General features: G+C 72.9%; 27 protein-coding genes. 18 read left to right on the top strand and 9 right to left on the bottom strand.

Annotation, left to right across the window (positions count from 1 at the left end):
* Positions 1 to 2 precede the first annotated feature (2 nt).
* From MXD57_RS00140 to MXD57_RS00110, 7 genes are read left to right on the top strand one after another with little or no spacing between them, the layout of a single operon-like run.
* Positions 3 to 992: an LnmK family bifunctional acyltransferase/decarboxylase gene (locus MXD57_RS00140; RefSeq protein ID WP_250399152.1), complete on the top strand. Its 990-nt coding sequence runs from the start codon at positions 3 to 5 to the stop codon at positions 990 to 992.
* Positions 976 to 1,239: an acyl carrier protein gene (locus tag MXD57_RS00135; RefSeq protein ID WP_250399151.1), complete on the top strand. Its 264-nt coding sequence runs from the start codon at positions 976 to 978 to the stop codon at positions 1,237 to 1,239. The genes MXD57_RS00140 and MXD57_RS00135 overlap by 17 nt, the downstream gene beginning before the upstream one ends.
* Complete coding sequence (locus MXD57_RS00130; protein WP_250399150.1) at positions 1,236 to 2,477, top strand: hydroxymethylglutaryl-CoA synthase family protein; 1,242 nt, start codon at positions 1,236 to 1,238, stop codon at positions 2,475 to 2,477. The genes MXD57_RS00135 and MXD57_RS00130 overlap by 4 nt, the downstream gene beginning before the upstream one ends.
* A gap of 12 nt (positions 2,478 to 2,489) precedes the next feature.
* Positions 2,490 to 2,732 (top strand): phosphopantetheine-binding protein, encoded by a 243-nt coding sequence (locus tag MXD57_RS00125; RefSeq protein ID WP_250399149.1) that lies wholly within the window; start codon positions 2,490 to 2,492, stop codon positions 2,730 to 2,732.
* The gene (locus MXD57_RS31695; protein WP_250399148.1) at positions 2,729 to 3,997 is read left to right on the top strand and encodes a beta-ketoacyl synthase N-terminal-like domain-containing protein; all 1,269 of its coding nucleotides are present in this window, start codon (positions 2,729 to 2,731) and stop codon (positions 3,995 to 3,997) included. The genes MXD57_RS00125 and MXD57_RS31695 overlap by 4 nt, the downstream gene beginning before the upstream one ends.
* A gap of 1 nt (position 3,998) precedes the next feature.
* On the top strand, positions 3,999 to 4,760 hold the full coding sequence (locus MXD57_RS00115; protein ID WP_250399147.1) for a thioesterase II family protein: 762 nt from the start codon (positions 3,999 to 4,001) through the stop codon (positions 4,758 to 4,760).
* The gene (locus MXD57_RS00110; RefSeq protein WP_250399146.1) at positions 4,757 to 5,476 is read left to right on the top strand and encodes a PIG-L deacetylase family protein; all 720 of its coding nucleotides are present in this window, start codon (positions 4,757 to 4,759) and stop codon (positions 5,474 to 5,476) included. The genes MXD57_RS00115 and MXD57_RS00110 overlap by 4 nt, the downstream gene beginning before the upstream one ends.
* Before the next feature lie 50 nt (positions 5,477 to 5,526).
* On the opposite strand, the gene MXD57_RS00105 is transcribed toward MXD57_RS00110, so the two are convergent.
* Complete coding sequence (locus MXD57_RS00105; protein ID WP_250399145.1) at positions 5,527 to 5,925, bottom strand: DUF3224 domain-containing protein; 399 nt, start codon at positions 5,923 to 5,925, stop codon at positions 5,527 to 5,529.
* Between the two features lie 158 nt (positions 5,926 to 6,083).
* On the opposite strand from MXD57_RS00105, the gene MXD57_RS00100 reads away from it, so the two are divergent.
* Entirely contained in the window at positions 6,084 to 7,550 is a 1,467-nt protein-coding gene (locus MXD57_RS00100) for a class I adenylate-forming enzyme family protein (RefSeq protein WP_250399144.1), read from the top strand.
* A 61-nt stretch (positions 7,551 to 7,611) separates the two neighbouring features.
* On the opposite strand, the gene MXD57_RS00095 is transcribed toward MXD57_RS00100, so the two are convergent.
* Together MXD57_RS00095 and MXD57_RS00090 are read right to left on the bottom strand one after the other, a co-directional pair.
* Positions 7,612 to 7,806, bottom strand: coding sequence for a hypothetical protein (locus MXD57_RS00095; RefSeq protein WP_250399143.1), 195 nt, complete (start codon positions 7,804 to 7,806; stop codon positions 7,612 to 7,614).
* Positions 7,807 to 7,818: 12 nt separating this feature from the next.
* Entirely contained in the window at positions 7,819 to 8,172 is a 354-nt protein-coding gene (locus MXD57_RS00090; RefSeq protein WP_250399142.1) for a hypothetical protein, read from the bottom strand.
* A 602-nt stretch (positions 8,173 to 8,774) separates the two neighbouring features.
* On the opposite strand from MXD57_RS00090, the gene MXD57_RS00085 reads away from it, so the two are divergent.
* From MXD57_RS00085 to MXD57_RS00065, 5 genes are all read left to right on the top strand, one after another.
* The gene (locus MXD57_RS00085; protein ID WP_250399141.1) at positions 8,775 to 9,293 is read left to right on the top strand and encodes a TetR/AcrR family transcriptional regulator; all 519 of its coding nucleotides are present in this window, start codon (positions 8,775 to 8,777) and stop codon (positions 9,291 to 9,293) included.
* A 126-nt stretch (positions 9,294 to 9,419) separates the two neighbouring features.
* Positions 9,420 to 10,607 carry an NAD(P)/FAD-dependent oxidoreductase gene (locus MXD57_RS00080; RefSeq protein ID WP_250399140.1) on the top strand — a complete coding sequence of 396 codons (1,188 nt, stop codon included), beginning with the start codon at positions 9,420 to 9,422 and terminating at the stop codon, positions 10,605 to 10,607.
* A 360-nt stretch (positions 10,608 to 10,967) separates the two neighbouring features.
* Positions 10,968 to 11,360 (top strand): VOC family protein, encoded by a 393-nt coding sequence (locus MXD57_RS00075; protein WP_374114631.1) that lies wholly within the window; start codon positions 10,968 to 10,970, stop codon positions 11,358 to 11,360.
* A gap of 174 nt (positions 11,361 to 11,534) precedes the next feature.
* Entirely contained in the window at positions 11,535 to 13,010 is a 1,476-nt protein-coding gene (locus MXD57_RS00070) for a class I adenylate-forming enzyme family protein (RefSeq protein ID WP_250399138.1), read from the top strand.
* 36 nt (positions 13,011 to 13,046) lie between these two features.
* Complete coding sequence (locus MXD57_RS00065; protein WP_250399137.1) at positions 13,047 to 14,291, top strand: cytochrome P450; 1,245 nt, start codon at positions 13,047 to 13,049, stop codon at positions 14,289 to 14,291.
* Positions 14,292 to 14,357: 66 nt separating this feature from the next.
* On the opposite strand, the gene MXD57_RS00060 is transcribed toward MXD57_RS00065, so the two are convergent.
* Complete coding sequence (locus MXD57_RS00060; RefSeq protein WP_250399136.1) at positions 14,358 to 14,897, bottom strand: DUF1697 domain-containing protein; 540 nt, start codon at positions 14,895 to 14,897, stop codon at positions 14,358 to 14,360.
* A 489-nt stretch (positions 14,898 to 15,386) separates the two neighbouring features.
* Complete coding sequence (locus tag MXD57_RS00055; RefSeq protein WP_250399135.1) at positions 15,387 to 15,839, bottom strand: ATP-binding protein; 453 nt, start codon at positions 15,837 to 15,839, stop codon at positions 15,387 to 15,389.
* Between the two features lie 313 nt (positions 15,840 to 16,152).
* On the opposite strand from MXD57_RS00055, the gene MXD57_RS00050 reads away from it, so the two are divergent.
* Together MXD57_RS00050 and MXD57_RS00045 are read left to right on the top strand one after the other, a co-directional pair.
* Positions 16,153 to 16,980, top strand: a complete 828-nt coding sequence (locus MXD57_RS00050) for an enoyl-CoA hydratase family protein (RefSeq protein ID WP_250399134.1) — start codon at positions 16,153 to 16,155, stop codon at positions 16,978 to 16,980.
* Positions 16,981 to 16,985: 5 nt separating this feature from the next.
* Entirely contained in the window at positions 16,986 to 19,271 is a 2,286-nt protein-coding gene (locus MXD57_RS00045) for a bifunctional salicylyl-CoA 5-hydroxylase/oxidoreductase (protein ID WP_250399133.1), read from the top strand.
* A gap of 63 nt (positions 19,272 to 19,334) precedes the next feature.
* Here MXD57_RS00045 and MXD57_RS00040 read toward each other — a convergent pair whose 3' ends face one another.
* Positions 19,335 to 20,159: a PaaX family transcriptional regulator gene (locus MXD57_RS00040; protein WP_250399132.1), complete on the bottom strand. Its 825-nt coding sequence runs from the start codon at positions 20,157 to 20,159 to the stop codon at positions 19,335 to 19,337.
* 15 nt (positions 20,160 to 20,174) lie between these two features.
* Complete coding sequence (locus MXD57_RS00035) at positions 20,175 to 21,767, bottom strand: AMP-binding protein (protein ID WP_250399131.1); 1,593 nt, start codon at positions 21,765 to 21,767, stop codon at positions 20,175 to 20,177.
* Positions 21,768 to 21,924: 157 nt separating this feature from the next.
* Between MXD57_RS00035 and MXD57_RS00030 the strand changes: the two genes are divergently transcribed.
* The 3 genes from MXD57_RS00030 to MXD57_RS31690 all read left to right on the top strand — a co-directional run bounded on the left by MXD57_RS00030 (position 21,925) and on the right by MXD57_RS31690 (position 24,166).
* Positions 21,925 to 23,061 carry an acyl-CoA dehydrogenase family protein gene (locus tag MXD57_RS00030; protein WP_250399130.1) on the top strand — a complete coding sequence of 379 codons (1,137 nt, stop codon included), beginning with the start codon at positions 21,925 to 21,927 and terminating at the stop codon, positions 23,059 to 23,061.
* Complete coding sequence (locus MXD57_RS00025; RefSeq protein WP_250399129.1) at positions 23,058 to 23,477, top strand: RidA family protein; 420 nt, start codon at positions 23,058 to 23,060, stop codon at positions 23,475 to 23,477. The genes MXD57_RS00030 and MXD57_RS00025 overlap by 4 nt, the downstream gene beginning before the upstream one ends.
* Positions 23,478 to 23,548: 71 nt before the next feature.
* The gene (locus MXD57_RS31690; RefSeq protein WP_308290634.1) at positions 23,549 to 24,166 is read left to right on the top strand and encodes a DUF6299 family protein; all 618 of its coding nucleotides are present in this window, start codon (positions 23,549 to 23,551) and stop codon (positions 24,164 to 24,166) included.
* A 56-nt stretch (positions 24,167 to 24,222) separates the two neighbouring features.
* Here the strand turns inward: MXD57_RS31690 and MXD57_RS00010 are convergent, their stop codons facing one another.
* Entirely contained in the window at positions 24,223 to 24,417 is a 195-nt protein-coding gene (locus tag MXD57_RS00010) for an acyl-CoA carboxylase epsilon subunit (RefSeq protein ID WP_250399128.1), read from the bottom strand.
* Between the two features lie 90 nt (positions 24,418 to 24,507).
* On the bottom strand, positions 24,508 to 24,998 hold a 491-nt coding region (locus MXD57_RS00005; RefSeq protein WP_284504881.1), incomplete at its 5' end, for a carboxyl transferase domain-containing protein.

The raw sequence follows: 24,998 nt of genomic DNA, 5'->3' as shown, positions 1-24,998 counted from the left end.
CGATGGCCGGGACCGAGGGATCGCTGCTGCGGCCGGAGGTGTGGCGCGCCGCCGACGGGTCGGTCGGCCGGCTGGTCACCGTCAAGCCCGGGATGTGCGGGCACAACTCGCTGTTCGTCGGCCAGGTGGGCGACTGGACCTGGGAGACCGTGAGCGAGGTCTGCGGCACCGACGCGTTCAACGCGGTCAACGACCGGGGCCAGCCCACCTACCTCTCCTTCTACTACTTCAGGGTCCGCTCCGGCGGGCAGCTTCACTCGGGCGCGCTGACCTTCGGCGACCGGATCGAGACCACCTCGCGGGTGTTCGGCTACGGCAGCGAGTCGGTGCTGACCCTGCACCGGATCCGCCGGGTGCCGCCCGGATCCGAGGCGAAGCCCGAACAGGGCCTGGATCCCGACGAGTTCTTCGCAGCCCGGCAGCCCGACTGCCTGTACGTGCAGAACTTCAACCGCTGGGTCACCCGTAGTCACGTCGGCAGCAACGAGGGACTGATCACCTCCGCGCCGGCCGACTTCCGGCACGCCCACCTGCCGCACCTGCCCGCCGCCCACTCGCCGCGGGCCGCGTACGGCTCGGCCCGGGTCCGGCACACCTTCCACGACCCGCAGGACCCGCAGTGGGAGGAGCTGGTGACCGCGGACGAGGTCGAGTACCCGATCGACATCACCCGCGACATCAACGGCGTCGGACTCCTCTACTTCGCCTCGTACTTCTCCATCATCGACGGCGCCCTGCTCAAAATGTGGCGGAACCAGGGACGCGCCGACCGTAGATTCCTCGATCGAACGGTGCTGGATCACCAGCTCTGCTACCTCGGCAATGCCGACGCCGACTCGGTGCTGCGGATCCGGCTGCGCTCCTGGCGGCGCCGCGACGACCCGGCCGAGGAACGCTGGAACGCGGTGGTCGAGGACACCGCGAGCGGCCGCTGCCTGGCGGTCTGCACCCTGCACGTACGACTGGAGGGCTCGAATGCCGCAGCGCAGTGATACCGACCGCGCCGCAGTGACCCGCCTGGTGCACGAGACCGTCGCCGCCGTCCTGCCCCAGGTGCCCGCCGAGCAGATCACCGGCGACAAGCACCTCAAGGACCTCGGCGCGGACTCGGTGGACCGGGTGGAGATCATCATGGCGCTGATCGACGCGCTCGGAGTGCGCGAGCCGATGGCCGGCTTCAGCACCGTGCCCGACATCGACGCCCTGATCGACTTCCTGGTGGAGGTGAAGCAGCGATGACCGGCCGGATCGGCATCGAGGCGCTGAACGTCCACGCCGGCTTCGCCCAACTGTCCACCGCCGAGCTGTTCGAGGGCCGTGGCCTGGACCGGGAGCGGATCGGCCACCTGATGATGCGGGCCCGCTCGATCGCCCTGCCCTGCGAGGACCCGATCACCAACGCCGTCAACGCGGCCGCTCCGATCGTCAACCGGCTCGCCCCGCAGGACAAGGAGCGGATCGAACTGATCCTCGCCTCCAGCGAGTCCGGCGTCGACTTCAGCAAGTCGATCACCTCGTACGTCCACGAGTTCATGGGCCTGAGCCGCAAGTGCCGGGTGATGGAGGTCAAGCAGGCGTGCTACGCCGCCACCGGCGCCTTGCAGATCGCCGCCGGCTACCTGGCCTCCGGCGTCTCCCCGGGAGCCAAGGCACTGGTGATCGCCACCGACGTGTCCATGGTGGACGCCCGGGCCGGCTACGCGGAGCCCGCCACCGGCACCGGCGCCTCCGCCATGCTGCTCGGTGACGACCCTCGGGTCCTCGCCCTCGACCTCGGCGCGTTCGGCGCGCACGCCTACGAGACCATGGACTCGGCGCGGCCCATGCCGGACCACGACATCGCCGACGTCGACGGCTCGCTGTTCGCCTACCTGGACTGCCTGTCCAACAGCTTCGCCGACTACTGCGGCAAGGTATCCGACGTCGACCTGCGGACCACCTTCGACCAACTCGCCCTGCACACCCCGTTCGCCGGGCTGGTCAAGGCCGCACACCGCAAACTCATGCGGGAACAGGCCCGAGCCACCCCGGACGCCGTAGAAGCGGACTTCGCCGCCCGGGTGTCGCCTTCGCTGGTCTACCCCAGCCAGGTCGGCAACCTCTGTTCCGGCTCCGTCTACCTGGCCCTGGCCAGCCTCATCGACAACGCCCCGTACCGGGGCACCGCCCGGGTCGGCCTGTTCTCGTACGGTTCGGGCTGCGCCTCCGAGTTCTTCAGCGGACTCATCGACGAGGGCTCGCGCGCCGCGCTCGCCGAGCTGGACATCGCGGGCCGGCTGAACGCCCGCATTCCGCTGAGCTTCGCCGAGTACACCGAACTGCTCGCCGAGAACAGCCGCTGCCTGGTCCCGATCGAGAACCGCAAGATCGAGGTCGAGCGCTACCGGCGCTTCCTCGACGCCCGCCCCGACGGCCGGGAGCCGGTGCTGGCGTACCGCGGCACCGAGGGCTACCACCGCACCTACGAGTGGGTCTAGGAGGACGACGAGATGGACCACAGCGACATCTTCGAGGCGGTCCGGCGCAATCTGGGCGTCGTGGTGTACGACCTGGACACCACCACCGTCACCCTCGACAACAGTCTCGCCGACCTGGGCTGCAACAGCATCGACCGGGCCGAGGTGGTGACCCTCACCATGGAGGACATGGGCATCAGCGTGCCCGTGATGGAGTTCCAGCAGACCCGGGACATCCGCTCGCTGGTCGCCCTCCTCGCCCGGCACTCCGCGTGACCCCCGGTGGCGTCGTGGTCACCGGCCTCGGCGTGCACTGCGCGGCCGGCGCGGGCCTGGAGGCCTTCACCGACGCGCTGCGGGCCGGCCGCAGCGCCCTGCTGCCCGCCGCTGACCGGGACGCCGACTCCCCCGGCGCGCCGCTGCCGCCCTTCGACTACCCGGCCCTGCTCGCGGAGCGGCGGGCCCGCGGTGGGTGGGTGCCGGAGAAGGCGGCCCGGACGGCAGCCAGGTCCCCGCTCGGCGTGCAGGTCTCCGTGCTGACCGCCGCGGAGGCCTGGGCGCGTGCCGGACTTGCCGAGGGGGCCCTGCCCCCCGAGCGGCTCGGCCTGGTGGTGGCCGGCAACAACCTCACCGGAGCGGGCGCGCACCGCGCCGCCGACCGCTACCGGGACCGTCCCGCCGCCGTCCCCGGCCGGTACGCACTGCACATGCAGGACACCGATCAGGTCGGCGTGGTCAGCGAGGTCCTCGGCATCGAGGGCGAGGGCTGCACCGTGGGCGGCGCCTCCGCCAGCGGCAACATCGCGCTGATCACCGCCGCCCGGCTGCTCGACGCGGGTGCGGTGGACGCCTGCCTGGTGCTCGGCGCGCCCACCGAACTCGCCCCGCTGGAACGCCAGGCCTACCGCGCGCTGGGCGCGATGACACCCGCCGCCACCGGCGCCGCCACCGACCACGAACCGCCCTGCCGCCCGTTCGACCGGGCGCACCGCGGCTTCACCGACGGTGTCGGCGGCGCCGCCGTGGTGCTGGAGACCGCCGCGGGCGCCCGCCGCCGGGGCGCGCGGGTGCTGGCCCGGCTGGCCGGGCACGCGCTGCGGCTGAGCGGTACCAGCCTCGCCGACCCCAGCGAGCAGGTGGAGGCCGCGGTGATGCGGACCGCCCTGGAGCGGGCCGGTGTCACCCCCCGGCAGCTCGGCTACGTCAACACGCATGGCACCGCCTCGCCGCTCGGCGACCGCACCGAGGCCGCTGCCCTGCTGCGCGTACTCGGCCCGGACGCCCCCGCGCTGGTGAACGCCACCAAGGCGCTGACCGGGCACTGCCTGGGCGCGGCCGGGGCGGTCGAGGCGGTCGCCACCGTCGCTCAGCTGGCCGGCGGCTTCGCGCACCCCAACCCGTGGCTGTCCGACCCGGTGGAGCCCCGGCTGCGGTTCGCCGGTACCGCCGCCGTGCCGCTGGCCGCCGAATTCGCGCTGTCCAACAGTTTCGGCTTCGGCGGCTTCCACTCCGCCGTGGTCTTCGCCAACGAGGGGTTGTGACATGAGCGGGACCGAGGCGGGGCTCCGGCTGTTCTGCGTGCCGCACGCCGGCGGCGGCGGCGCGTTCTTCCACCCCTGGCGCGCCGCGCTCGCCCCCGGCATCGAGGTCCGCCCGGTGGTGCTGCCCGGCCGGGAGAGCCGGATCCGCGAACTGCCGTACGTGACGATGGAACAGGCGATCGGCCCGCTGGCCGAACTGGTCGGCGCTCAACTCGATCGGCCCTATGCCCTGTTCGGGCACAGTCTGGGCGCCGTCGTCTGCTACGAGCTGGCCCGGCGGTTCGTGGCGCTCGGCCTGCCCGCCCCGGTGCGGCTGTTCGTCTCGGCCCGCCGCGCGCCGCACCTGCCCGCACGCCGCGCGTCCTACGCGCGGCTCGACGACGCGGCCTTCCTCGATGAGGTGGCCCGGCTCAACGGCACCCCGTCCGACCTGCTGGAACAGCCCGAACTGGTACGGCTGTTCCTGCCCACGCTGCGTGCCGACTTCGAGCTGAACGACACCTACACGCCGCTGCCCGCTCCCCGCCTGGACTGTCCGATCTCGGCGTTCGTCGGGCGGGACGACCCGGAGGCCGGCACGGACGAGCTGGCGGCCTGGGCGCAGGTCACCGCGGGCGCCTTCCGGGTCCGCGAGTTCGACGGCGACCACTTCTACCTCAAGGACCATGCGGCCGGCCTGCTCGACGAGATCCGGGCGGACCTCGACCTCCGGCCGACCGCACCGACGAACCGTCAGCTGCCGACCGCAGGAGTGTCACGATGACCGTTGAAGATCTGCAGAGCCTGCCCGACGACTGGAACCGCGCCCTCGCGGTGGTCGCCCACCCGGACGACATCGAGTTCGGGACCTCAAGCGCCGTGGCAGCCTGGACGGCCGCCGGGAAGAGCGTCTCCTATCTGCTGGTGACGAGGGGACAGGCCGGCATCGACGGCCTCACCCCGGCCGAGTCAGCGGTGGTACGCGAGGCAGAGCAGCGGGCCGGCGCCAAGGTCGTCGGCGTCTCCGAGGTCGAGTTCCTGGACCACCGCGACGGCGAGATCGAATACGGGCTCGGCCTGCGCCGGGACATCGCCGCCGCGATCCGCCGCCACCGCCCCGACTTCGTGCTCGGCTTCAACGGCCGGGAGGCCACCTCGACCGGCAAGTGGAACACTCCCGACCACCGGCACACCGCGCACGCCCTACTGGACGCCGTCGGCGACGCCGGCAACCGGTGGATCTTCGAGGACCTCGGCCAGGAGCCCTGGGGAGGCGTCAAGTACGTGGCGATGGCCAACTCCCCGCAGCCCACCCATGCCGTCGACGTCACCGACCATCTGGAGGCGGGCATCACCTCGCTGGAGTCGCACCGCGCCTACCTGGGCGGCCTCAATCCGCCGGTCACCAGTGTCGCCGAGCCGATGAAGGCCTTCGCCGAGCTGGTCGGCCGGCGGTTCGGCGGCCGACCGGCGGTGGCCCTGGAGATCATCGCGCGCTGAACGCGGAACGTCCCCGGACCGGCCGCTGCCGGTGCGGGGACGGCGTCGTCTCACGGCAGCCGGTACTCCAGGCGGAAGTACGCCTTCCCCTCCTCGTCGTGGCCGAAGACACAGGTGCCGGTGAGGCCGGTCAGGCCGCCGGTGCCGGAGTTCGGGACCACGAAGCCGAGGGTCTGCGGCCGGTCGTCGCCCATCGACGCGCCGTGCTGGACCACGAAGGTGCCGGAACGTCCCGCCACAGTGGCGACGATGTGCTCGGTGGAAACGTATCCGGCCGATTTCTCGTCCGGGCGGCAGCACAGCAGGACCGCCTCGCCGGTACCCTCCACATCGCCGTGGAAGACGCGCTTCACATCGGCGCGGATAAGCGGCGGGCCGTCGACGGGCTCGAGATAGTGGGATTCTTCCCATGAGGAAGTCTCCCACGCGGAATTAGCAATCTCAGTCATGATCAGCTCTCTCCGGCCGGTCCGAAAAAATTCCTACTGGTTCGCCAACCTCTCGACGATATGCCACAAGGCACCCCGGCAGTCGCGCAATTCTGAGCAGATAAGGCGATAGCGGCTTCGTAGCGTGGGATTTCCAGCCCTGCGGTCGAGGAGCCGACATGGAACGAGCGAGCACCGTGGTCCGAGTCACCGATCTGCTGCGCCAGCGGGCCGAACGGTATCCGGACCGTATTGCACTCAACATCGACGGAACCGACGCACTGAACTACGGCGACTGGCAGCGCCGGGTCGACCGCACCGCCCACGGCCTTCTCGCCGCCGGCGTCACCAAGGGCCGCCGGATCGGCCTGCTGTACGGCGGCATGGACTGGACCGGCTACGCGATCGCCTACCTCGCCGTGCTCGGCGTCGGCGCCACCGCCGTCCACCTCAGCGACCGGCTCGGCGAACGCGAGATCGAACGCCGACTGGCGGAGTGCCAGGTCTCCGGGGTGATCCACAGCAGCCCGCTGCGCCCGCCCGCGAGCTTCTCGGGCTGGACCGCCGAGCTCGCCGAACTGGACAGCGGCGACGAGACGCCGGTCGACGTGCCGCTCGCCCCCGAGGACATCGCCGACGTGCTCTACACCTCCGGCACCACCGGCCCGGCCAAGGCATTCACCAACCCGCACGGCAACCTCACCTTCGGGCGCGGCCCCGAGGGCCTGCTGCAGTTCGAGAACCCGACCCCGCTGCTCGCACCGATGCCGCTGGGCACCACCTCCAGCGCCACCACGGTGGCCATCATCGCGGTCACCTCGCCGTCGGCGCTGGTGCTGGTCGCCGTCGACGACGTGGAGCGGATGGCCGAACTGATCAGCCGTCACCGGATCGGCTCGGTGATGATCACCCCGTGGATCGCGATGCGGATGCTGGCCGCCCGGCTCGGCGAACGCTACGACCTCAGCTGCGTCGAGCGGGTGGCGATCGCCTCCGCCCCGCTGGCCCCCGCGCTCAGCCGCGGACTGCTGAAACTCTTCCCCGCCTCGGAGCTGAACACCGCGTACTCGCAGTCCGAGGCCGTCCCCGCGGTCGTCGTCAACACCTTCGACCCGGCCCGCCCCGGCACCCTCGGCCGGGCCGCCCGCGGCACCGGGGTCCGGATCGCCGACGCCCTGGGCGCCCGACTGCCGTTCGGTGAGGTCGGCGAGATTCAGCTGCGCTCCGCCGCGCCCGGTCGCCACTACCTGGACGCCCGGCGTGACGCCGAGGTGCGGATCGACGGCTGGATCCGCACCGGCGACCTCGGCCACCTCGACGAAGCGGGTTGGCTGCACCTGTTCGACCGCGGCGACGATGTGCTCGACGGCGGCGCAGGGGTGCGGGTCTCCTCGCTGGCCGTGGAAGCGGCGCTGTACGAGCACCCGGCGGTCCGCGAGGCGGCGGTGGTCGCCGCGGGCTCGGGCCCGGCCGCGGTGGTGGTGCTGGAGGATCCGGCGGCCGTCGGCGAACTGCCCGCCTTCCTCGCCGAACTGCTCGAGCCGCACCAGCTGCCCGTGCTGGTCGAGGCGCGGGAGTCGCTGCCGCGCGGCATCACCGGAAAGGTGCTCAAGCGGATCCTGCGCCAGGAACTCGCCGACCGGTAGCCGGCCGGGCACCCCGGGTCCCGCTCCGATTGCGCTCATCGCAGCGGAAGGACGTTGCCGATCAGGCCACGGGATCGGACCCGTCGAGGTCCGCCTCGGGCGCGGCCGGCGTCGCGGGGGTGCTGCGGACCAGTGCACCCGCGGCCATCAGTGCGCCCGGGGCGAAGAGCACGGCGGTGCCGGAGGCCGTCGACACGCCGGAGGCCGACACGTGCGCCGGGTCGCCGCTCGCGTCGCGGGTGGCCGTGCCGTACACCGTGACCAGGATCTACCGGCCGAGCGGACCGCCCACCTGCCGCATCGCGCAGAGCATGCCGGAGGCGGCGCCGCGCTCGGCTGGGTCGACGTCCGAGACCCCGAGCATGGTCACCGGCATGGACAACATGCGGGTGCCGACGCCGGACGCCGGCATCGGGCCGAGCGGCCCGGAGGTGTACCCGGTGCCGGTCGTCAGCACCATCGGCCGGGCCACCGCTGCGCCGTCCAGCGCCACGCCCGCCGCCGGCGGGATCCTCCGGCCCAGGCCGGCCATCGGCCTGGAGGTCACGCCGACGGTCACCATGATGGTCGTTCCGACCGGCAGGAAGGCGAGACCGGCCTGGATCGGGCCGCGGTGCAGCACGCTCTGCGTGAAGACCGTCAGGAAGAGGAACAGGCCGGCACATCCGGCGCCGGCTCAGGTACCGGCTCGGCACACTGCCGGCCAGCAGGCCGATCACGGCCCCCGCGCCGGACACGCCGGCGAGAGACAGCACGGCGGGGGAGTCCACCGAGGCGCCGGAGCCCTGCAGGGCGCGCGCGGCCGGCAGCAGCCCGCCGTAGGAGAGGGTGCAGGCGTCGACCGCCCAGGACAGGTTCCCGGTGGAAAACCCGACGGCGCTCTGGATCCGCGGCAGGACGGCGTCCACGATGGTCGCATCGAGCACCGCCATGAGCTGCGCGACGGCCATCACGGCAAGAGCCACGCCGATGAGGTGCCCTGACCTTGGTGCTGAGGCCGTCCGCGGGGAAGTGTCCAGCTCGGTCATCGACACCCTCGATCTTCGATAAGGTACTACGCAGTTCTCTATACTGGGACCCTACCGTGCAACAAATTGGGAACGCAAGAGTTCACTCGTCGCTCGGATGGGGGAAGCCATGGCAGCTGACGCCCGGTCACCCGCGGTCGCCGGTAAGCCGATTCGGCGCCGGGGGAAGGCCCTCGAGCAAGCCATCTTCGCCGCCGTGATCGAACACCTGGCCCACGTCGGCTACGCGGGCCTGACCATGGACTCGGTCGCCGCCACCGCGCACACCGGCAAGGCCACGATCTACCGGCGCTGGTCCAACAAGGCCGAGCTGGTGGTCGACGCCCTCGACAACACGCTGCCGTCACCCGACGAACTCCCCGAGGGCGACAGCGTCCGCGAGGACCTGATCGAGCTCATGCGGGAGAAGGCCACGGTGCTCAACTCCCCGGTCGGCCGCGCCGTGCAGAGCCTGCTCGCCGAGATCGACCGGGACCGGCCGTTCATGGGCATCGTCATCGGCCGGGTGGTCGCCCCCCGCCAGGACGTGTTCTGGCGGATCCTGGAACGCGGCGCCGAACGCGGCGAGGTCCGCAAGGACTCGATCAGCCCGCTGGTGGTCGGCATCGGCCCGGCCATGCTGGTCCAGCGTTTCCTGAGTGATCCCTCGCCGGTCCCCGACGAACTGCTGGTCTCCGTGGTCGACGACCTGATCCTGCCGCTGATCCGCCCGTAGCCACCGGTCGCCGCGGGGCACGCTCAAAAGTGGGCGGCCCCGAACTCCCGGGCTGCGTACGGTCGGACCCGCAGTGGGCGCAGCGCGGACGGCGCGTGCCCGGACCGGTGCGGGAGGTGGCTCGTCGTGGAGTGGGACGTGATCGTGGTGGGCGCGCGATGTGCCGGGGGGCCGACTGCCATGCTCTTCGCCCGGCAGGGCTACCGAGTCCTGCTGCTCGACCGTGCGCCGTTCCGCACCGACACCCTCTCCACGCTGTACATCCAGCAGCCCGGCGTCTCCCGCCTGGAGCGCTGGGGCCTGCTGGACGCCGTCAAGGCCACGGGCTGCCCGCCGCTCGGCCGGACCGTCTACGAGATCGAGGATGTCCGCCTGGCCGGCTGCGCCGGCCCGAACGGCACGGTGCACGCCTCGTACGCCCCCCGCCGCCACCTGCTGGACGAGATCCTGGTCGAGGGCGCGGTGGCCGCCGGCGTCGAGTTCCGCGACCGCTGCGGCGTCAACGAGCTGCTGGTCGAGGGCGGCCGGGTGGTCGGCGTGCGCTGCACCACCCCCGGCGGTCGGCCCACCGTCGAACGCGCCCGGCTGGTGGTCGGCGCCGACGGCATGCGCTCCACCGTCGCCGAGCTGGCCGGCGCCCGCACCACCGTCGAGCACCCGCGGCTGACCTGCGCCTACTACACCTTCTGGGACGGCCCGAAGACCGACTTCGAGCTGTACGAGGGCGAACGCGGCTGGGTCTCGGCCGTCCCCACCAACGACGCGGTGCTGATCTCCGCGTACTTCCCGCAGGACCGCTTCGAGGAGGTCCGCACCGACGCCCTCGCCGCCTACCGGGAGGGCGTCAAGGTCAACGCCCCGGCTCTGTTCGCGCAGATGGCGCGGGCCGAGCAGACCGAACGGCTGCGCGGCACCGGCGACCAGCGCAACTACTTCCGGGAGATGTCGGGCCCCGGCTGGGCGCTGGTCGGCGACGCCGCCCACCACAAGGACTCGATCACCGCGCGCGGCATAGGCGATGCCTTCCTGCAGGCCGAGCTGCTCGTCGACGCGATCGCCGACGGCCTGCACGACGAGGCCCGGCTGACCGCCGCCCTGGAGGCCTACGGCACCGAAGTGCTCCAGCAGTTGACCCCCCCGTACCAGGGCACGTTGCTGGTCGCCCAGGCCGACGCCCGCGAGAAGCGCCTGGCCCTGCTGCGAGCGGTCGGCACCAGCGAGGACCTCACCCAGCGGTACTTCGACACGGTGGCCGGGGTGCGCCCGGTCTCCGAGCTCTACACCCCCGAACTGCTGGCCCTGCTGCAGGGGTAGTGCCGCCGTGGGGCGACGGCTCGGGTGACCCGGGTCCCGGCCTTCATGACGTCCTGGCTGTGGGGGAACCGCTCCACCGGTCGTCGCACCTGCGCAGCCCGGGTCGGATGCCGGGAGAGCACGCGTGGCTTTCGGCGGGCCACACCTCAACTGCTTCGGCCGAGTCGAATGAGAGGACCGCCGAGTCCTGAGTCGCCCCAGCAGTGCACCACATCGAGTAGCCTTCCACGCGAGAATTGCTTGTCTCGCACATTTCCTTATGCGGCCACGGTGGTTCTGAAATACTGCCGTTATCGACTTGCCGGTCCTCGACCTGAGTCGACGGATGTCGTGCGCTGTTTTTCGGCCACCTCCGATTCCATGTACCCGCCCCGAAGGAGTTACGGCGTGCCCGCACTGACCAAGTACTACGGTGTCACCCTCGACTGTTCTCGCCCGACCGAGCTGGCCGAGTTCTACTCGGAGCTCACGGGTCTGAAGATCTCCTACCAGTCCGACGACTTCGCGGGCCTCGACGGCAACGGAGGCCCGGCCATGGGATTCCAGAAGGTCGCCGACTACCAGGCTCCGCAGTGGCCCGGCCAGAGCGTTCCGCAGCAGTTCCACCTCGACTTCTCCGCCGAGGACCTGGACGCCGCCGAGAAGTGGGTGCTGGAGCTCGGCGCCGCCAAGCCGGAGACCCAGCCGGGTGGCGAGCGCTGGCGGGTCTTCCTGGACCCGGCCGGCCACCCGTTCTGCATCAGCCAGGGCTGACCCGCCCGGCCCACGGGCCCGCCGCAGCCGCGGCGGGCCCGTGTCGGCGTTCCCCGAACCATCGCACCGCCGGATCCACCGATTCCCTCAGCTGCTCAATCCTGTGCGTCGGGCAGCCGGGCCCGCTGGGTAGCGTCGATCAGCCGACAATCCCAGGGCCTTGGGGGTATGCACATGCCCGTCGCCACACCCGCGCTGGTTGTTCCCGACCTGCTCCGGCTGCGCGCAGAGAACCATCCCGACCAGATCGTCGTGAACATCAACGGCGAACGGACACTCAGCTACGGCGAGTGGTACAAGAGGGCCAACGCCGTCGCGCGTGGCCTGCTCGACCGGGGCACCACCCGCGGCGAGCGGATCGCCCTGCTGTTCGGCGGCCTCGACTGGATCGACTACGCGATCGCCTACCTCGGCATCGTCAACGCCGGAGCCACCGCGGTGCACATGCACAGGGACATCTCCGCCGCCGAGTTCAACCGCCGGATCGCCCAGTGCCAGGTCACCGGCCTGGTCCGCGGCCATGACGTCACGGTGCCCGAGGGCTTCGAGGGCTGGGCCGCCACCGTCGACGAGGTCGACAGCGGCGACTCCACCCCCATCAAGGTCGAGCTGAGGCCCGACGACCTGGCCGACATCCTCTACACCTCCGGGACCACCGGACCGGCCAAGGCGATCGCCACCCCGCACGGCAACCTGACCTTCGGCCGCGGCCCCGAGGGCTTCAAGCAGCTCGGCAAGCCCAAGCCGCTGCTCGCCCCCATCCCGCTCGGTACCACCTCCAGCGCCACCACCATGGCCATCGCGCTGACCAACCCGGCGACCCTGGTGCTCTGCCCGGTCAACGACGTCAACCGCATGGGCGAACTCATCGAGCAGCACCAGATCGTCTCGGTCATGTTCACCCCGTGGATCGGCATCCAGATGGTCGCCGGGAAGATCCACGAGACCCACGACCTGTCCTGCGTCGAGACGCTGGCCACCGCTTCCGCCCCGCTGCCGCCGGCCATCGCCTCCGCGCTGAAGCGGATGATGCCCAACGCCCAGGTCACCTCGGTGTACGCGGCCCGCGAGGCGGTGCCCGCGGTGATCGCCGCCACGTTCGACGTGTCCCGGCCGTTCTGCGTCGGCCGCCCCGGCGAGGGCTCCGAACTGCTGGTCGCCGACGCCGACGGCAACCCCGTCGCCACCGGTGAGATCGGCGAGATCTGGCTGCGTTGCGGCGCGCCCAAGCGCCTCTTCCTGGAGGGCGCCGAGCGCGACGAGCAACTCACCGACGACTGGACCCGCACCCGCGACCTCGGCTACCTGGACGCCGAGGGCGAACTCCACCTGTTCGACCGGGCAGCCGACGCCGTCACCGTCGACGGCAAGCTGGTCTCCACCATCCACACCGAGGCAGCGCTGTACGAGTGCCCCGGCGTCGAACAGGCCGCCGTGCTGGGCGTGCCGGTGGCCGGCGCCGACCGGGTCGAGCTGGCTGCCGTCCTGGTGCTCGCCGACGGCGACCTGCTCGCCGTCCAGGCGGCGCTCGCCGAGCGGCTCGAACCGCACCAGATCCCGACTCGCTTCCAGCTCGTCGACGCCCTGCCCCGCGGCGTGATGGGGAAGGTGCTCAAGCACCAGCTGCGCGCACAGCTCGCCAGTAACTGAGCATCCGTCATCCCTGGAACAGCGAAAGGAGAACTCATGCCCGGCAGGCCCCCCGCGGAGCCCGTCGTTGCTCGCGCCGACTCCGAAGCCGAACAACTCTTCTACACGATCATGATGCAGCCGGTGGAGGACCCCTACCCCCTCTACCACCAGCTCCGCAACACCGCGCCCGCGCTGCTCACCGGCGACGGCACCCTGGTGCTCAGCCGGCACGTCGACTGCAACGCGGCGCTGCGCGACCGCTCGCTCGGCAAGGGCGACGAGTGGCTGAAGCTCCAGCTCAAGGACGTCTCCAAGGACGACCTGCGCGGCGTCATGGAGCTGATGCAGCACAGCATGATCCTCACCAACCCGCCGCAGCACACCCGGCTGCGGCGGATCGTCAGCTCTGCCTTCACCGGCCGGCATGTGGAGGCGCTGCGCGACGGCGTCACCCGGCGCGTCGACGGCCTTCTCGACCGGCTGGCGGCGCGGCCCGGCGCCGACCTGATGACCGAACTGGCGATGCCGCTGCCTGTCAGCACCATCGGCGACCTGCTCGGCATCCCGGAGGACGACCGAGCCGAACTGGTCCCGGTCATCCACGAGTTGGGCCTGCTGATGGAACCGGCCTCCGGTCCCGCGGAGATCAACCGCGGCGTCGCCGCCCAGGCGCACCTCGCTTCCTACCTCGGCGGCCTCATCGCCGAGAAGCAGCAGCGCCCGCAGGATGACCTGCTCAGCCGGCTCGCGAGTACCTCGGCCGACGCGCTGGACCGGACCGAGATGATCGCCACCGCGCTGCTGCTGTTCGGCGCGGGCAACACGCCCACCGCCAACCTGATCGGCAACGGGCTGGACGCGCTGTTCCGCTTCCCCGAGTCACGCCGGCGCCTCACCGAGGACCCCGGACTGCTGCCCTCGGCGGTCGAGGAGATGCTGCGCTTCGACTCGCCGTCCCAGTTCGACGTGTTCACCGTGCTGGAGCCGCACAGCTTCGCGGGCACCGAACTCAAGCCCGGCCAGGGCGTGATGATGATGCTCGGCGCCGCCAACCATGACCCGGAGCGTTTCGACGACCCGGACGCCTTCGACGTCGCGCGCAAGGAGAACGGCCACCTCTCCTTCGCGGCCGGCATCCACCACTGCCTGGGCGCGCACTTGGCCCGCCTGCAGGCCGAGGTGGTGTTCGGGCGGCTGCTGGCCCGCTTCCCGAAGGTGGAGCCCACCGCTCCGGCGGTGCGCCACCCGGGCCTGGGTAACCGGGGCTTCGACAGCGTCCCGATCAACCTGCTGGGCTGACCCTCCGGCGGACCGGTCCGCCATGGTGACGCCGAGTCAGGGCCGCGCGGTCTCCCTCGGCGCCCCTCAGGACGCCAGCTCGTGCAGGGCGTTGACGGACTTCCAGTTGCGGGTCGTGGCGGCCATGCCGAGCCGACGCTCGATGAACGCGTTGTTCAGCTTGGTCCGCCCGTAGCCGCCCGGCACGTGCAGGTGGATCTCGTCCCCGACCAGGGTGAACTCGGCGGTCTCTGCGGCGGGCGTCTGCAGGGCGGCCGCCCGCTCGGCGGTCGGCCTTTCGGCGAGGAAGGTGACGTGCAGCTTGGTCGGGTCGTCCTCGCGGTCCCGGTACGGGTTGGCGGCGACCGTCCGGGCCAGCGACTCGCCGGTGCGCAGCAGCACGCCGGCCGGCACGCCCAGTCCGTCGGAGAGGCGCTTCTCGATCCGCTCCCGCAGTTCGCCGGGCGCGGCACCCGCGGGGTCGGCGAACACCACGTTCCCGCTCTGCAGGTACGTCCGGACCTCGTCGAACCCCATCTCGCCGAACAGCTCGCGGAGATCCTTCATCGCGATCTTGGCGTGGCCGCCGACGTTGATGCCGCGCAGCAGTGCGACGTACTTGGTCATGGCGCCCACCGTCCCACACGCCTGTGGCGTGGACAAGGAGGGACCGAGGCGGGAGGCGGTGTCGGGACGGCGGTGGCGGTGAGGCGGCCCCACCGCAGCGGCGGCCGGCGGGAGGCGAGGTCGCCCGTTCAGGTGGTCGAGGCAGGGCCCGGATGCGGGTAGCCGGCCCGCGCGGGGACGCGGTCCGGAGTTCTGACCGGCAGTCCCGGGCCGCGTCGCGCCGCACCGCCACACTCCGAGCGCGGTTCGACCGCTGCGGAACCCGTGCCGGAGACACCACTTCGAAGGCGTGGAGCACGACGGGTGGCGCTCGTGGTCGTCAAGGCGGCCATGAAGCGGGGCGTCCTGGTGTCCACGCAGGTGATGGCGCTGCGCCGACTTCCCTGGTGTACGGGACCGGCCGGCGGACCTGGATCCGGTTCGCGGTGTTCCTCGCGGTCTGCGTCGCCTACGGGCGCCGCCACTCCGCGCCGGCCCGGTCCTTCGAGGTCATGCCGGACGCCGCTGAGCGGGAACCACTGGCAGTCTGAACCACACCGCCTTGCCCGCAGCGGTCGGGCGGTGGCCGCAGGACGAGCTGAGGGCGCGGATCAGCAGCAGGCCGCGCCCGCCCTCCTGCCAGAGGTCGGGCTCCTCGACCACCGGACGGGTGAGCTGCCCGGGCGGCGCCGGGTCCGGGTCGTGCACCTCGACCTGGCAGCCGCCCGGCCGCAGCTCCACCACCAGCTCGATCGGGCCGCGCCCGGCGGTGTGCTCCACCGCGTTGGCCACCAGCTCCGCCGTCAGCAGCTCGGCGGTGTCGCTGTCGGCCGTGTGCTCCACCTCCGCCAGGGCCGACCGGACCAGGGCACGCGCCACCGGCACCGCCGCGGTCGTGTGCGGCAGCGCGATGCGCCAGGAGGCCGATTCGGCGGGGCGTTCGTACAAGGCGAGTCCGTTCATGGAGCAGGCTGTCCTGCTTTCAACCGTGAAAATGGTACGGGCCCGGCCACGAGGACCGTCGACGGGCACCGCGCGGCGCGGCTGCGCCCGCAACCGGCGGCCTACCCGCAGGGGCGTCCCGCCTCGCCCCGCCGGGCCCACTGTTACGCGGCTGTGGACGACCGGTGACGGGTGTGACGAGACCGGGTCACCCGGAGATCTTGTCGCGCCATCGTGACGACAGTCACAAACGGGTGATAGCTTCGTGGGGACCGCATCGTGAGGCACCACCGCAGCAGCGTGAGGCACCGCCCCCTCTAGGAGGCCGCACGTCATGAGTCCCTTCACCGGCTCCGCCGCCCGCACCGCCACCTGGGAGCACCTGCGGGTCCAGCTCGACGACGGTGTCGCCACCGTCACCCTCGCCCGCCCCGACAAGCTCAACGCGCTCACCTTCGGCGCCTACGCGGACCTGCGCGACCTGCTCGCCGAGCTGTCCCGGGAACGGTCGGTCCGCGCCCTGGTGCTGGCGGGCGAGGGCCGCGGCTTCTGCTCCGGCGGCGACGTGGACGAGATCATCGGCGCCACCCTGTCCATGGACACCGCCCGGCTCCTGGACTTCAACCGGATGACCGGGCAGGTGGTCCGGGCGATCCGGGAGTGCCCCTTCCCGGTGGTCGCCGCCGTGCACGGCGTGGCGGCGGGTGCCGGCGCCGTGCTCGCCCTGGCGGCCGACTTCCGCGTCGCGGACCCCTCGGCCCGGTTCGCCTTCCTCTTCACCCGCGTCGGCCTCTCCGGCGGCGACATGGGCGCGGCCTATCTGCTGCCCCGCGTCGTCGGCCTCGGCCACGCCACCCGGCTGCTGATGCTCGGCGAGCCGGTGCGCGCGGCGGAGGCGGAGCGGATCGGCCTGATCAGCGTGCCGGCCGAGGAGGGCCACACGGACCGGACGGCGCTGGACCTGGCCCGCCGCCTCGCCGACGGCCCCGCCCTGGCGTACGCCCAGACCAAGGCCCTGCTCACGGCCGAGCTGGACATGCCGCTGGCCGCGTCGATCGAGCTGGACGCCTCGACCCAGGCCCTGCTGATGAACGGCGAGGACTACGCGGAGTTCCACGCGGCCTTCCGGGAGAAGCGGCCGCCGAAGTGGCGGGGGAGGTAGCCGGGATGGCCGGCCGCCCCCTGCGCGTGGCGATCACCGGTGGAGGCCCCGGGGGCCTGTACGCGGCCGCGCTGCTCAAACGGCTCGATCCCGCGCGGGAGATCACCGTATGGGAGCGCAACGCCCCCGACGAGACCTTCGGCTTCGGCGTGGTCCTCTCCGACGAGACCCTGGGCGGCATCGAGCACGCCGACCCGGTGGTCCACGAGGCCCTGCGGCGCGACTTCGTCCGCTGGGACGACATCGACATCGTGCACCGGGGTGTCCGCCACACCTCCGGCGGGCACGGCTTCGCCGCGCTGGGCAGGCGGCGGCTGCTGGAGATCCTGCACGGGCGCTGCCGCTCCCTGGGCGTGGACCTCCGCTTCCGCACCGGGGCCCCGCCGGCCGCCCGGCTCGCCGGGGAGTACGACCTGGTCGTCGCCGCCGACGGAGTCCACAGCGCCACCCGTGACGCCGCCGCCCACGTGTTCCGGCCCCGGGTGACCGCCCACCGCTGCCGCTACATCTGGCTCGCGGCGGACTTCGCCCTCGACGCCTTCCGCTTCGAGATCGCCGAGACCGAGCACGGCGTGATGCAACTGCACGCCTACCCGTACGCGGCCGGTGCCTCCACGGTGATCGTCGAGATGCGCGAGGAGGTCTGGCGGGCGGCCGGATTCGACGAGGCCGAGCCGCCGGAGTCCGTCGAGCGCTGTGCCAAGGTCTTCGCCGACGCCCTCGGCGGCAGGCCGCTGCGCTCCAACGACTCGGCGTGGACGACCTTCCGCACGGTGGTCAACGAGCGCTGGTCCGACGGCAACGTCGTCCTCCTCGGCGACGCCGCCCACACCGCCCACTTCTCCATCGGTTCCGGCACCAAGCTCGCCGTGGAGGACGCCCTGGCGCTGGCCGCCTGCGTCGCGGAGCAGCCCGACGTGCCCAGCGCGCTGGCCGCCTACGAGGAGGAGCGCAAACCCGTCGTCGCCTCCACCCAGCGGGCCGCCCGGGCCAGCCTGGAGTGGTTCGAGGACCTGGACCGCCACGTCGGCGGCCCGCCCCGCCAGTTCGCCTTCGACCTGCTCACCCGCAGCCGCCGGGTCACCCACGACAACCTCCGGCTGCGCGACCCGCACTTCACCGGGGCCGTCGAGCGCGAGTTCGGCTGCCCGCCGGGCACGCCCCCCATGTTCACCCCGTTCCGGCTGCGCGGGCTGACGCTGCGCAACCGGGTCGTCGTGTCGCCCATGGACATGTACTCGGCCGACGACGGCGTGCCCGGCGACTTCCACCTGGTCCACCTGGGCGCCCGCGCGCTCGGCGGGGCCGGCCTGGTGATGACCGAGATGGTGTGCGTGAGCGAGCGGGGCCGGATCACCCCGGGCTGCGCCGGCCTCTACACCGGCCGGCAGGCCGAGGCGTGGCGGCGGATCACCGACTTCGTGCACCAGCGGGCACCGGGCACCGCGATCGGCGTCCAGCTCGGCCACAGCGGCCGCAAGGGCTCCACCCGGCTGATGTGGGAGGGCATGGACGAACCGCTGCCCGACGGAAACTGGCCGCTGGTGGCCGCCTCCCCGCTGCCCTACAAGCCGGGCAGCCAGACCCCGCGGGGCCTCACCCGCGCCCAGCTCACCGACATCCGCGAGCAGTTCGCCGCGGCCGCGGGGCGGGCCGCGCGGGCCGGCTTCGACCTGCTCGAACTGCACTGTGCCCACGGCTATCTGCTCTCCGGCTTCCTCTCCCCGCTCACCAACCACCGCACCGACGCCTACGGCGGCTCGCCGGAGAACCGGCTGAGGTTCCCCCTGGAGGTCTTCGACGCCGTGCGCGCGGTGTGGCCGGACGAACGGCCCATGACCGTGCGGATCTCCGCCACCGACTGGGCCGAGGGCGGCACCGGCGCCGAGGACGCGGTCGGGATCGCCCGGGCCTTCGCGGCGCACGGCGCCGACGCGATCGACGTCTCCACCGGGCAGGTGGTGGCCGAGGAGCGGCCGGAGTTCGGCCGGTCGTACCAGACGCCGTTCGCCGACCGCATCCGGCACGAGGCCCGGGTCCCGGTGATCGCGGTCGGCGCGATCTCCTCCTGGGACGACGTCAACTCCCTGATCCTGGCGGGGCGCACGGACCTGTGCGCGCTGGGCCGGCCGCATCTGTACGACCCGCACTGGACGCTGCACGCGGCCGCCGAGCAGGGGTACGAGGGGCCCGGCGTGGTCTGGCCCGAGCCCTACCTGGCGGGCAGCAGGCGACCGCGGACCGGCCGTACGGACGCGCCGAAACCCCGGCTGTCGCTCGGCGGACGCTGACGGACCCCCGAACCGGGCACACCGGGCGGGGGCCCGCGGGCCGGGGCGGGGTGAGGCAGGGGCTCAGCGGCCGGCGGGCAGGCCGGCGAACTCCGCCCCCGCGTCGCGCAGCCGCTCGTGCAGCCCCCGGAAGACCTGCGCCGAGCGCACCCCGGGCCAGTCCGCGGGCAGCAGCCGGGCGGGCAGGCCCGGGTCGGTGTAGGGCAGGTGCCGCCAGGAGTCCAGGGCCGTCAGATAGTCCCGGTAGGCCTCCTGCGGCGGGGTGTCGGTGCGCCGCTCCCAGGCGTGCAGGACGGGCGCGTGGACGTCCAGGAAGCCCTCGTGCGCCTTGGCGATCGCCGTCAGGTCCCACCAGCGGGTGACGGCCTCCGGGGTGGCGGCGAAACCGAGGTGCTCACCGCGGAAGAGGTCGACGTACGGGTCGAGGGCCAGGCGGCGCAGGGTGTGCCGGGTCTCCTCGTACAGGCGGGCCGGGGCGACCCACACCCCGGGTGCCGCCGTGCCGAAGCCCAGTCCGGCCAGCCGGGAGCGCAGGACGTGCCGCTTCTGCCGCTCCGACTCGGGCACGGAGAACACCGCGAGGACCCAGCCCTCGTCCGCGGGGGGAGCGGTCGCGTAGATGCGTCGGTCCCCGTCCTCCAGCAACTGGCGTGCCTCGGCCGACAGTTCGTACCCGGCCGCGCCGGCCCGGGTGCGGGCGGGCAGCAGCAGTCCGCGGCGTTTGAGCCGGGACACCGAGGAACGGACGGCGGGCGCGTCGACCCCGACCGCCGCCAGGAGCCGGATCAGCTCGGCGACGGGCACCGGGCCGGGCATGAAGCGGCCGTACGCGCCGTACAGCGTGACGATGAGGGACCTGGGTGCGTGCTGCTCGGACACGTTGATCATTTTAGGTCGTCGGCGTCACGACCGGTCACCGGCGTCGCGCAGCCGGAACCGCTGCAGCTTGCCGGTGGCCGTGCGGGGGAGCGCGTCGAGGAAGACGAACTCGCGTGGGCACTTGTACGGTGCCAGCTCCGACTTGAGGAAGGCGCGCAGCGGCTCGGGGTCGCGTGGCGCCCCGTCCCGCAGCACCGTGTAGGCGACCGCCACCTGGCCGCGCGCCTCGTCGGGGTGGCCGACCACCGCCGCCTCGACCACGTCGGGGTGGCGCAGCAGGGCGTCCTCCACCTCCGGGCCCGCGATGTTGTACCCGGCCGAGATGATCATGTCGTCCGCGCGGGCCACATAACGGAAGTAGCCGTCGCTCTCGCGCACGTAGGTGTCGCCGGTGACGTTCCAGCCGCCGCGCACGTACTCCCGCTGCCGCGGGTCCGCGAGATAGCGGCAGCCGACCGGGCCGCGCACGGCCAGCAGCCCCGGCTCGCCGTCCGGCACCGGCTCGCCGTCCGCGTCCTGGACCCGCGCCTGCCAGCCCGGGACCGGGACCCCCGTGGTGCCGGGTCTGATCCGCTCGTCGGCGGCGGAGACGAAGATGTGCAGCAGCTCGGTGGCGCCGATGCCGTTGATGATGCGCAGCCCCGTGCGCTCGTGCCACGCCCGCCAGGTGGCCGCGGGCAGGTTCTCGCCGGCCGACACGCAGCGCCGCAGCGACGAGACGTCGTGGCCGTCCAGTGTCTCGAGCATCGCGCGGTACGCGGTGGGCGCGGTGAACAGCACCGAGACCCGGTGCCCGGCGATGGCCGGCAGCAACTGGCGCGGTCCCGCCTGTTCGAGGAGCAGCGCGCTGGCGCCCGCCCGCATGGGGAAGATGACCAGGCCGCCCAGCCCGAACGTGAATCCGAGCGGCGGACTGCCGGTGAACACGTCGTCGGGCCGCGGGCGCAGCACATGCGCCGAGAAGGTGTCGGCGACGGCCAGTACGTCCCGGTGGAAGTGCATGCACCCCTTCGGGCGGCCCGTGGTGCCCGAGGTGAAGGCGATCAGGGCGACGTCGTCGGCGGCGGTGCCGACCGCCGGGAAGGGCGTGTCCGGCGCCGGACGGCGCAGCAGGTCGTCGGACCCCTCGCCGCCGTAGGTGAGGACGCGCAGGTCCGGTATGCCGGCCTTGACCAGGTCGTCCACGGACCGTATGTCGCACAGCGCATGCCGGACCCGGGCGATCTCGCACATCGTGGCCAGCTCGTGCGGCCGCTGCTGGGCCAGCACCGTGACCGCCACCGCGCCGGCCTTCAGCACCGCGAGCCAGCACGCGGCGAGCCAGGGCGTGGTCGGCCCGCGCAGCAGGACCCGGTTGCCGGGGACGACGCCCAGTTCGCGGGTGAGGACATGGGCGATCCGGTCGACGCGGGCGCGCAGGGCGCCGTACGTCCACGGGGGGCCGTCCGGGGTGTGGAAGACCGGCCGGTCCGGGGCGCCGCGGCCGAGCAGTTCGGCGGCGCAGTTGAGCCGTTCGGGATAGCGCAGCTCCGCCAGGTCGAAGCGCAGCTCGGGCCACTCGTCCGGCGGCGGAAGACGGTCGCGCGTGAAGGTGTCGACGTGGGCGGAGACGTTCATGGCGGTGCGCCCCCTTGCCTGACGGCCTCGAGACGGGCGTCCTGACTGCGCTCGCATCTGGAGCGTATCGTGTTGGTGACGACAGTCAACTGTCCGCGATACCGTCACGGGAAGACGGGAGGGTCATCGCCGGCCCGCCCCGGAGGGAGGACCGGCAGTGCCCGCATTCTCACTCGGACCGGAGCGGACCGCCTGGCGCGCCGAGCTGCGCACCCTGGCCGCCGAACGGCTGCGCCCGATCGCCGGCAAGGGGGTGCCGGGCCGGGTCGACCGGGCCCTCCTCGCCGAACTCGGCCGACTCGGCCTGCTCGCCCGCCTGTTCACCTCCGGCGCCCTGGACCTGTGCCTGATGCGCGAGTCGCTGGCGCAGGCCTGCACCGCGGCCGAGACCGCCCTGGCCCTCCAGGGCCTGGGCGCCCACCCGGTGCACGCCCACGGCACCGCCGCGCAGCGCGAGCGCTGGCTGCCCGGCGTGGCCGAGGGCGGCGTGGTGGCCGCGTTCGCGCTGAGCGAGCCCGGGGCCGGCTCCGACGCGGCCGCCCTGGCCCTCACGGCCGAACCGGACCGCGGCTCGGGCTGGCGGCTCACCGGTGAGAAGTGCTGGATCTCCAACGCCCCCGAGGCCGACTTCTACACCGTCTTCGCCCGCACCACGCCCGGCGCCAGAGCCCGCGGGGTCACCGCCTTCCTGCTCCCCGCCGACCGGCCCGGCCTCACCGGTTCCGCGCTGGAGATGCTGTCCCCGCACCCGATCGGCGCCCTGCACCTGGACGCCGTCCCCGTCACCGCGGACGACGTGCTGGGCGAGCCCGACCGAGGCTTCGCCGTCGCCATGGGCACCCTCAACCTCTTCCGGCCCAGCGTCGGCGCCTTCGCCGTGGGCATGGCCCAGGCGGCGCTCGACGCCACGCTCGAACACACCGCCGCACGCGAGGCCTTCGGCGGCAGGCTGCGGGACCTGCAGGCGGTCTCCCACCAGGTCGCCGAGATGGCCCTGCGCACCGAGGCCGCCCGGCTGATGGTGTACGCGGCGGCGACGGCGTACGACGAGGGCGCCGCCGATGTGCCGGGGCGGGCCGCGATGGCCAAACTGCTGGCCACCGAGACCGCGCAGTACGTCGTCGACACCGCCGTCCAACTGCATGGCGCCCGCGCGCTGCGCCGCGGCCACCTGCTGGAACACCTCTACCGCGAGGTGCGCGCGCCGCGGATCTACGAGGGCGCCAGCGAGGTGCAGCGGGGCATCATCGCCAAGGAACTGTACGCCGACCGCTCCGAGAGGGAGGCCCGGTGAGCACCGAGCGCGTCAATCCGCCCGAGTTGTCCCCGCCCACGGGCTTCTCGCACGCCGTCGTCGCGACCGGCACCCGGCTGGTGTTCCTGGCCGGCCAGACCGCTCTCGACGGGGACGGCGAGGTCACCGGCGACACGCTGGTCGAGCAGTTCGAGCGGGCGCTCGCCAATCTGCTCACCGCCCTGCGCGCGGCCGGCGGCACCCCGGGCGACCTCGCCCGTGTCACCGTCTACACCACGGATGTCGCCGGCTACCGCGCCCACGCCCGTCGACTGGGCCGGATCTGGCGGGAGTCGGCGGGCCGGGACTACCCGGCGATGGCGGTCGTCGAGGTCGTGCGGCTGTGGGACGAGCGGGCGCTGGTCGAGCTGGACGGGTTCGCGGTGCTGCCGGGGGACGCGCCACCGATGGGGTGACGATCATGGCTGGTCCCCGGAGCGCCCGGTACGAGTGGAGCCCCCACACCCCGTGACCGGGAGGTACACCCGTGCCCGTACGCCCCGCCCTCGGCGCCGGCCTCGGCGCCGCCGCGCTGCTGTGCGCCGTCGCCACGCCGGCCGCCGGCGCCGACCCGACCGAGCGCCTCACCGTCGACTCCGTCGGCCGGATCGCCGCCGACGGCACCATCACCCTCTCCGGCACCTATCGCTGCGTCGGCAGCAGCGGACCGGTGTTCGTCAGCTCCTCGGTCACCCGGACCGACCCCGGCGTCAAGTACGCCGTCGGCGGCACCAGTGCCGTCTGCGACGGCGCGGACCACCGCTGGTCGAACAGCGGCAAGGCCGGCCCGCGGGCGCTCGGGAGCGGCCGGGAGACGCGCACGGCCGTGGAGACGGCGGCCGAGGCGGCGAAGACGTCGTCCAGGGCCGGGAAGGCGACCGGGACGGCGACCGGGAAGGGCGGGAAGAAGCCGGCCGGGGCCGGGCGGACGTCCCGCGCGGCCGGCCACGCGGGCAGGGCGTCGCGCAAGGCCGGCGCCGAGCCGCTCCGGGCCGGTCCGGCGCATGTCGAGGCCACCCTTCTGGAGCTGCGGCCCGTGGGCCTGCTGCCGGTGCCCCACTTCCACGCCGTCCGGCAGCAGGACATCGAGCTCGTCAGGGACTGAGCGCGCCCGTGCGGCCCGGGCGCACCGGGCCGCCGGGGGACGAGGTGGCCGCCGGCTCAGGCACGCTGCCAACTGTGCGGCGCGTGGTAGGCGTGCGGACGCCAGGAGGTGGTGCCCGGGGAGCCCGGCTCGGTGCCGGCCCCGGCCAGGGCGGTGCGGCTGAGCAGCAGGACCGCGAGGGCGGCCAGCTCCTCGTCGGTGGCCTGGCCCTTCTCGACGCGGATGGGGGGAGTGGGGGACGACGCGCTCATCTGATCTCCATTCCGGGAAACCCGCCCCTCGGGGCGAGAGGGATCGAACCCCCCTCCCGCGGAAGGGGGGCGGCAGTCGGAGGACCTGCGTCACTGGGGCGGGTTGCCGTGCTTGCGGGCGGGGCGCTCGGCGTGCTTGGTGCGCAGCATCGCCAGGGCGCCGATCAGGACGTGGCGGGTGTCGGCGGGGTCGATCACGTCGTCGACCAGGCCGCGCTCGGCCGCGTAGTAGGGGTGCATCAGCTCGGCCTTGTACTCCTTGACCAGCTCCGCCCGTCGGGCCTCCGGGTCGTCGGCCTCGGCGATCTGGCGGCGGAAGATGACGCCCGCCGCGCCCTCGGCGCCCATCACGGCGATCTCGTTGGTGGGCCAGGCGTAGGTGAGGTCGGCGCCGATCGACTGGGAGTCCATGACGATGTACGCACCTCCGTACGCCTTGCGCAGGATCAGCGAGATCCGCGGCACGGTGGCGTCGCAGTAGGCGTACAGGAGCTTCGCGCCGTGCCGGATGATGCCGCCGTGCTCCTGCCCGACGCCCGGGAGGAAGCCGGGCACGTCGAGCAGGGTGACGATCGGGATGC

The sequence above is a fragment of the Streptomyces cellostaticus genome, from assembly GCF_023630175.1.
GTDB lineage: Bacteria > Actinomycetota > Actinomycetes > Streptomycetales > Streptomycetaceae > Streptomyces > Streptomyces cellostaticus_A.
Note: the sequence above shows the minus strand (reverse complement) of the source record. Positions and strands in the feature narration are given on the sequence as shown.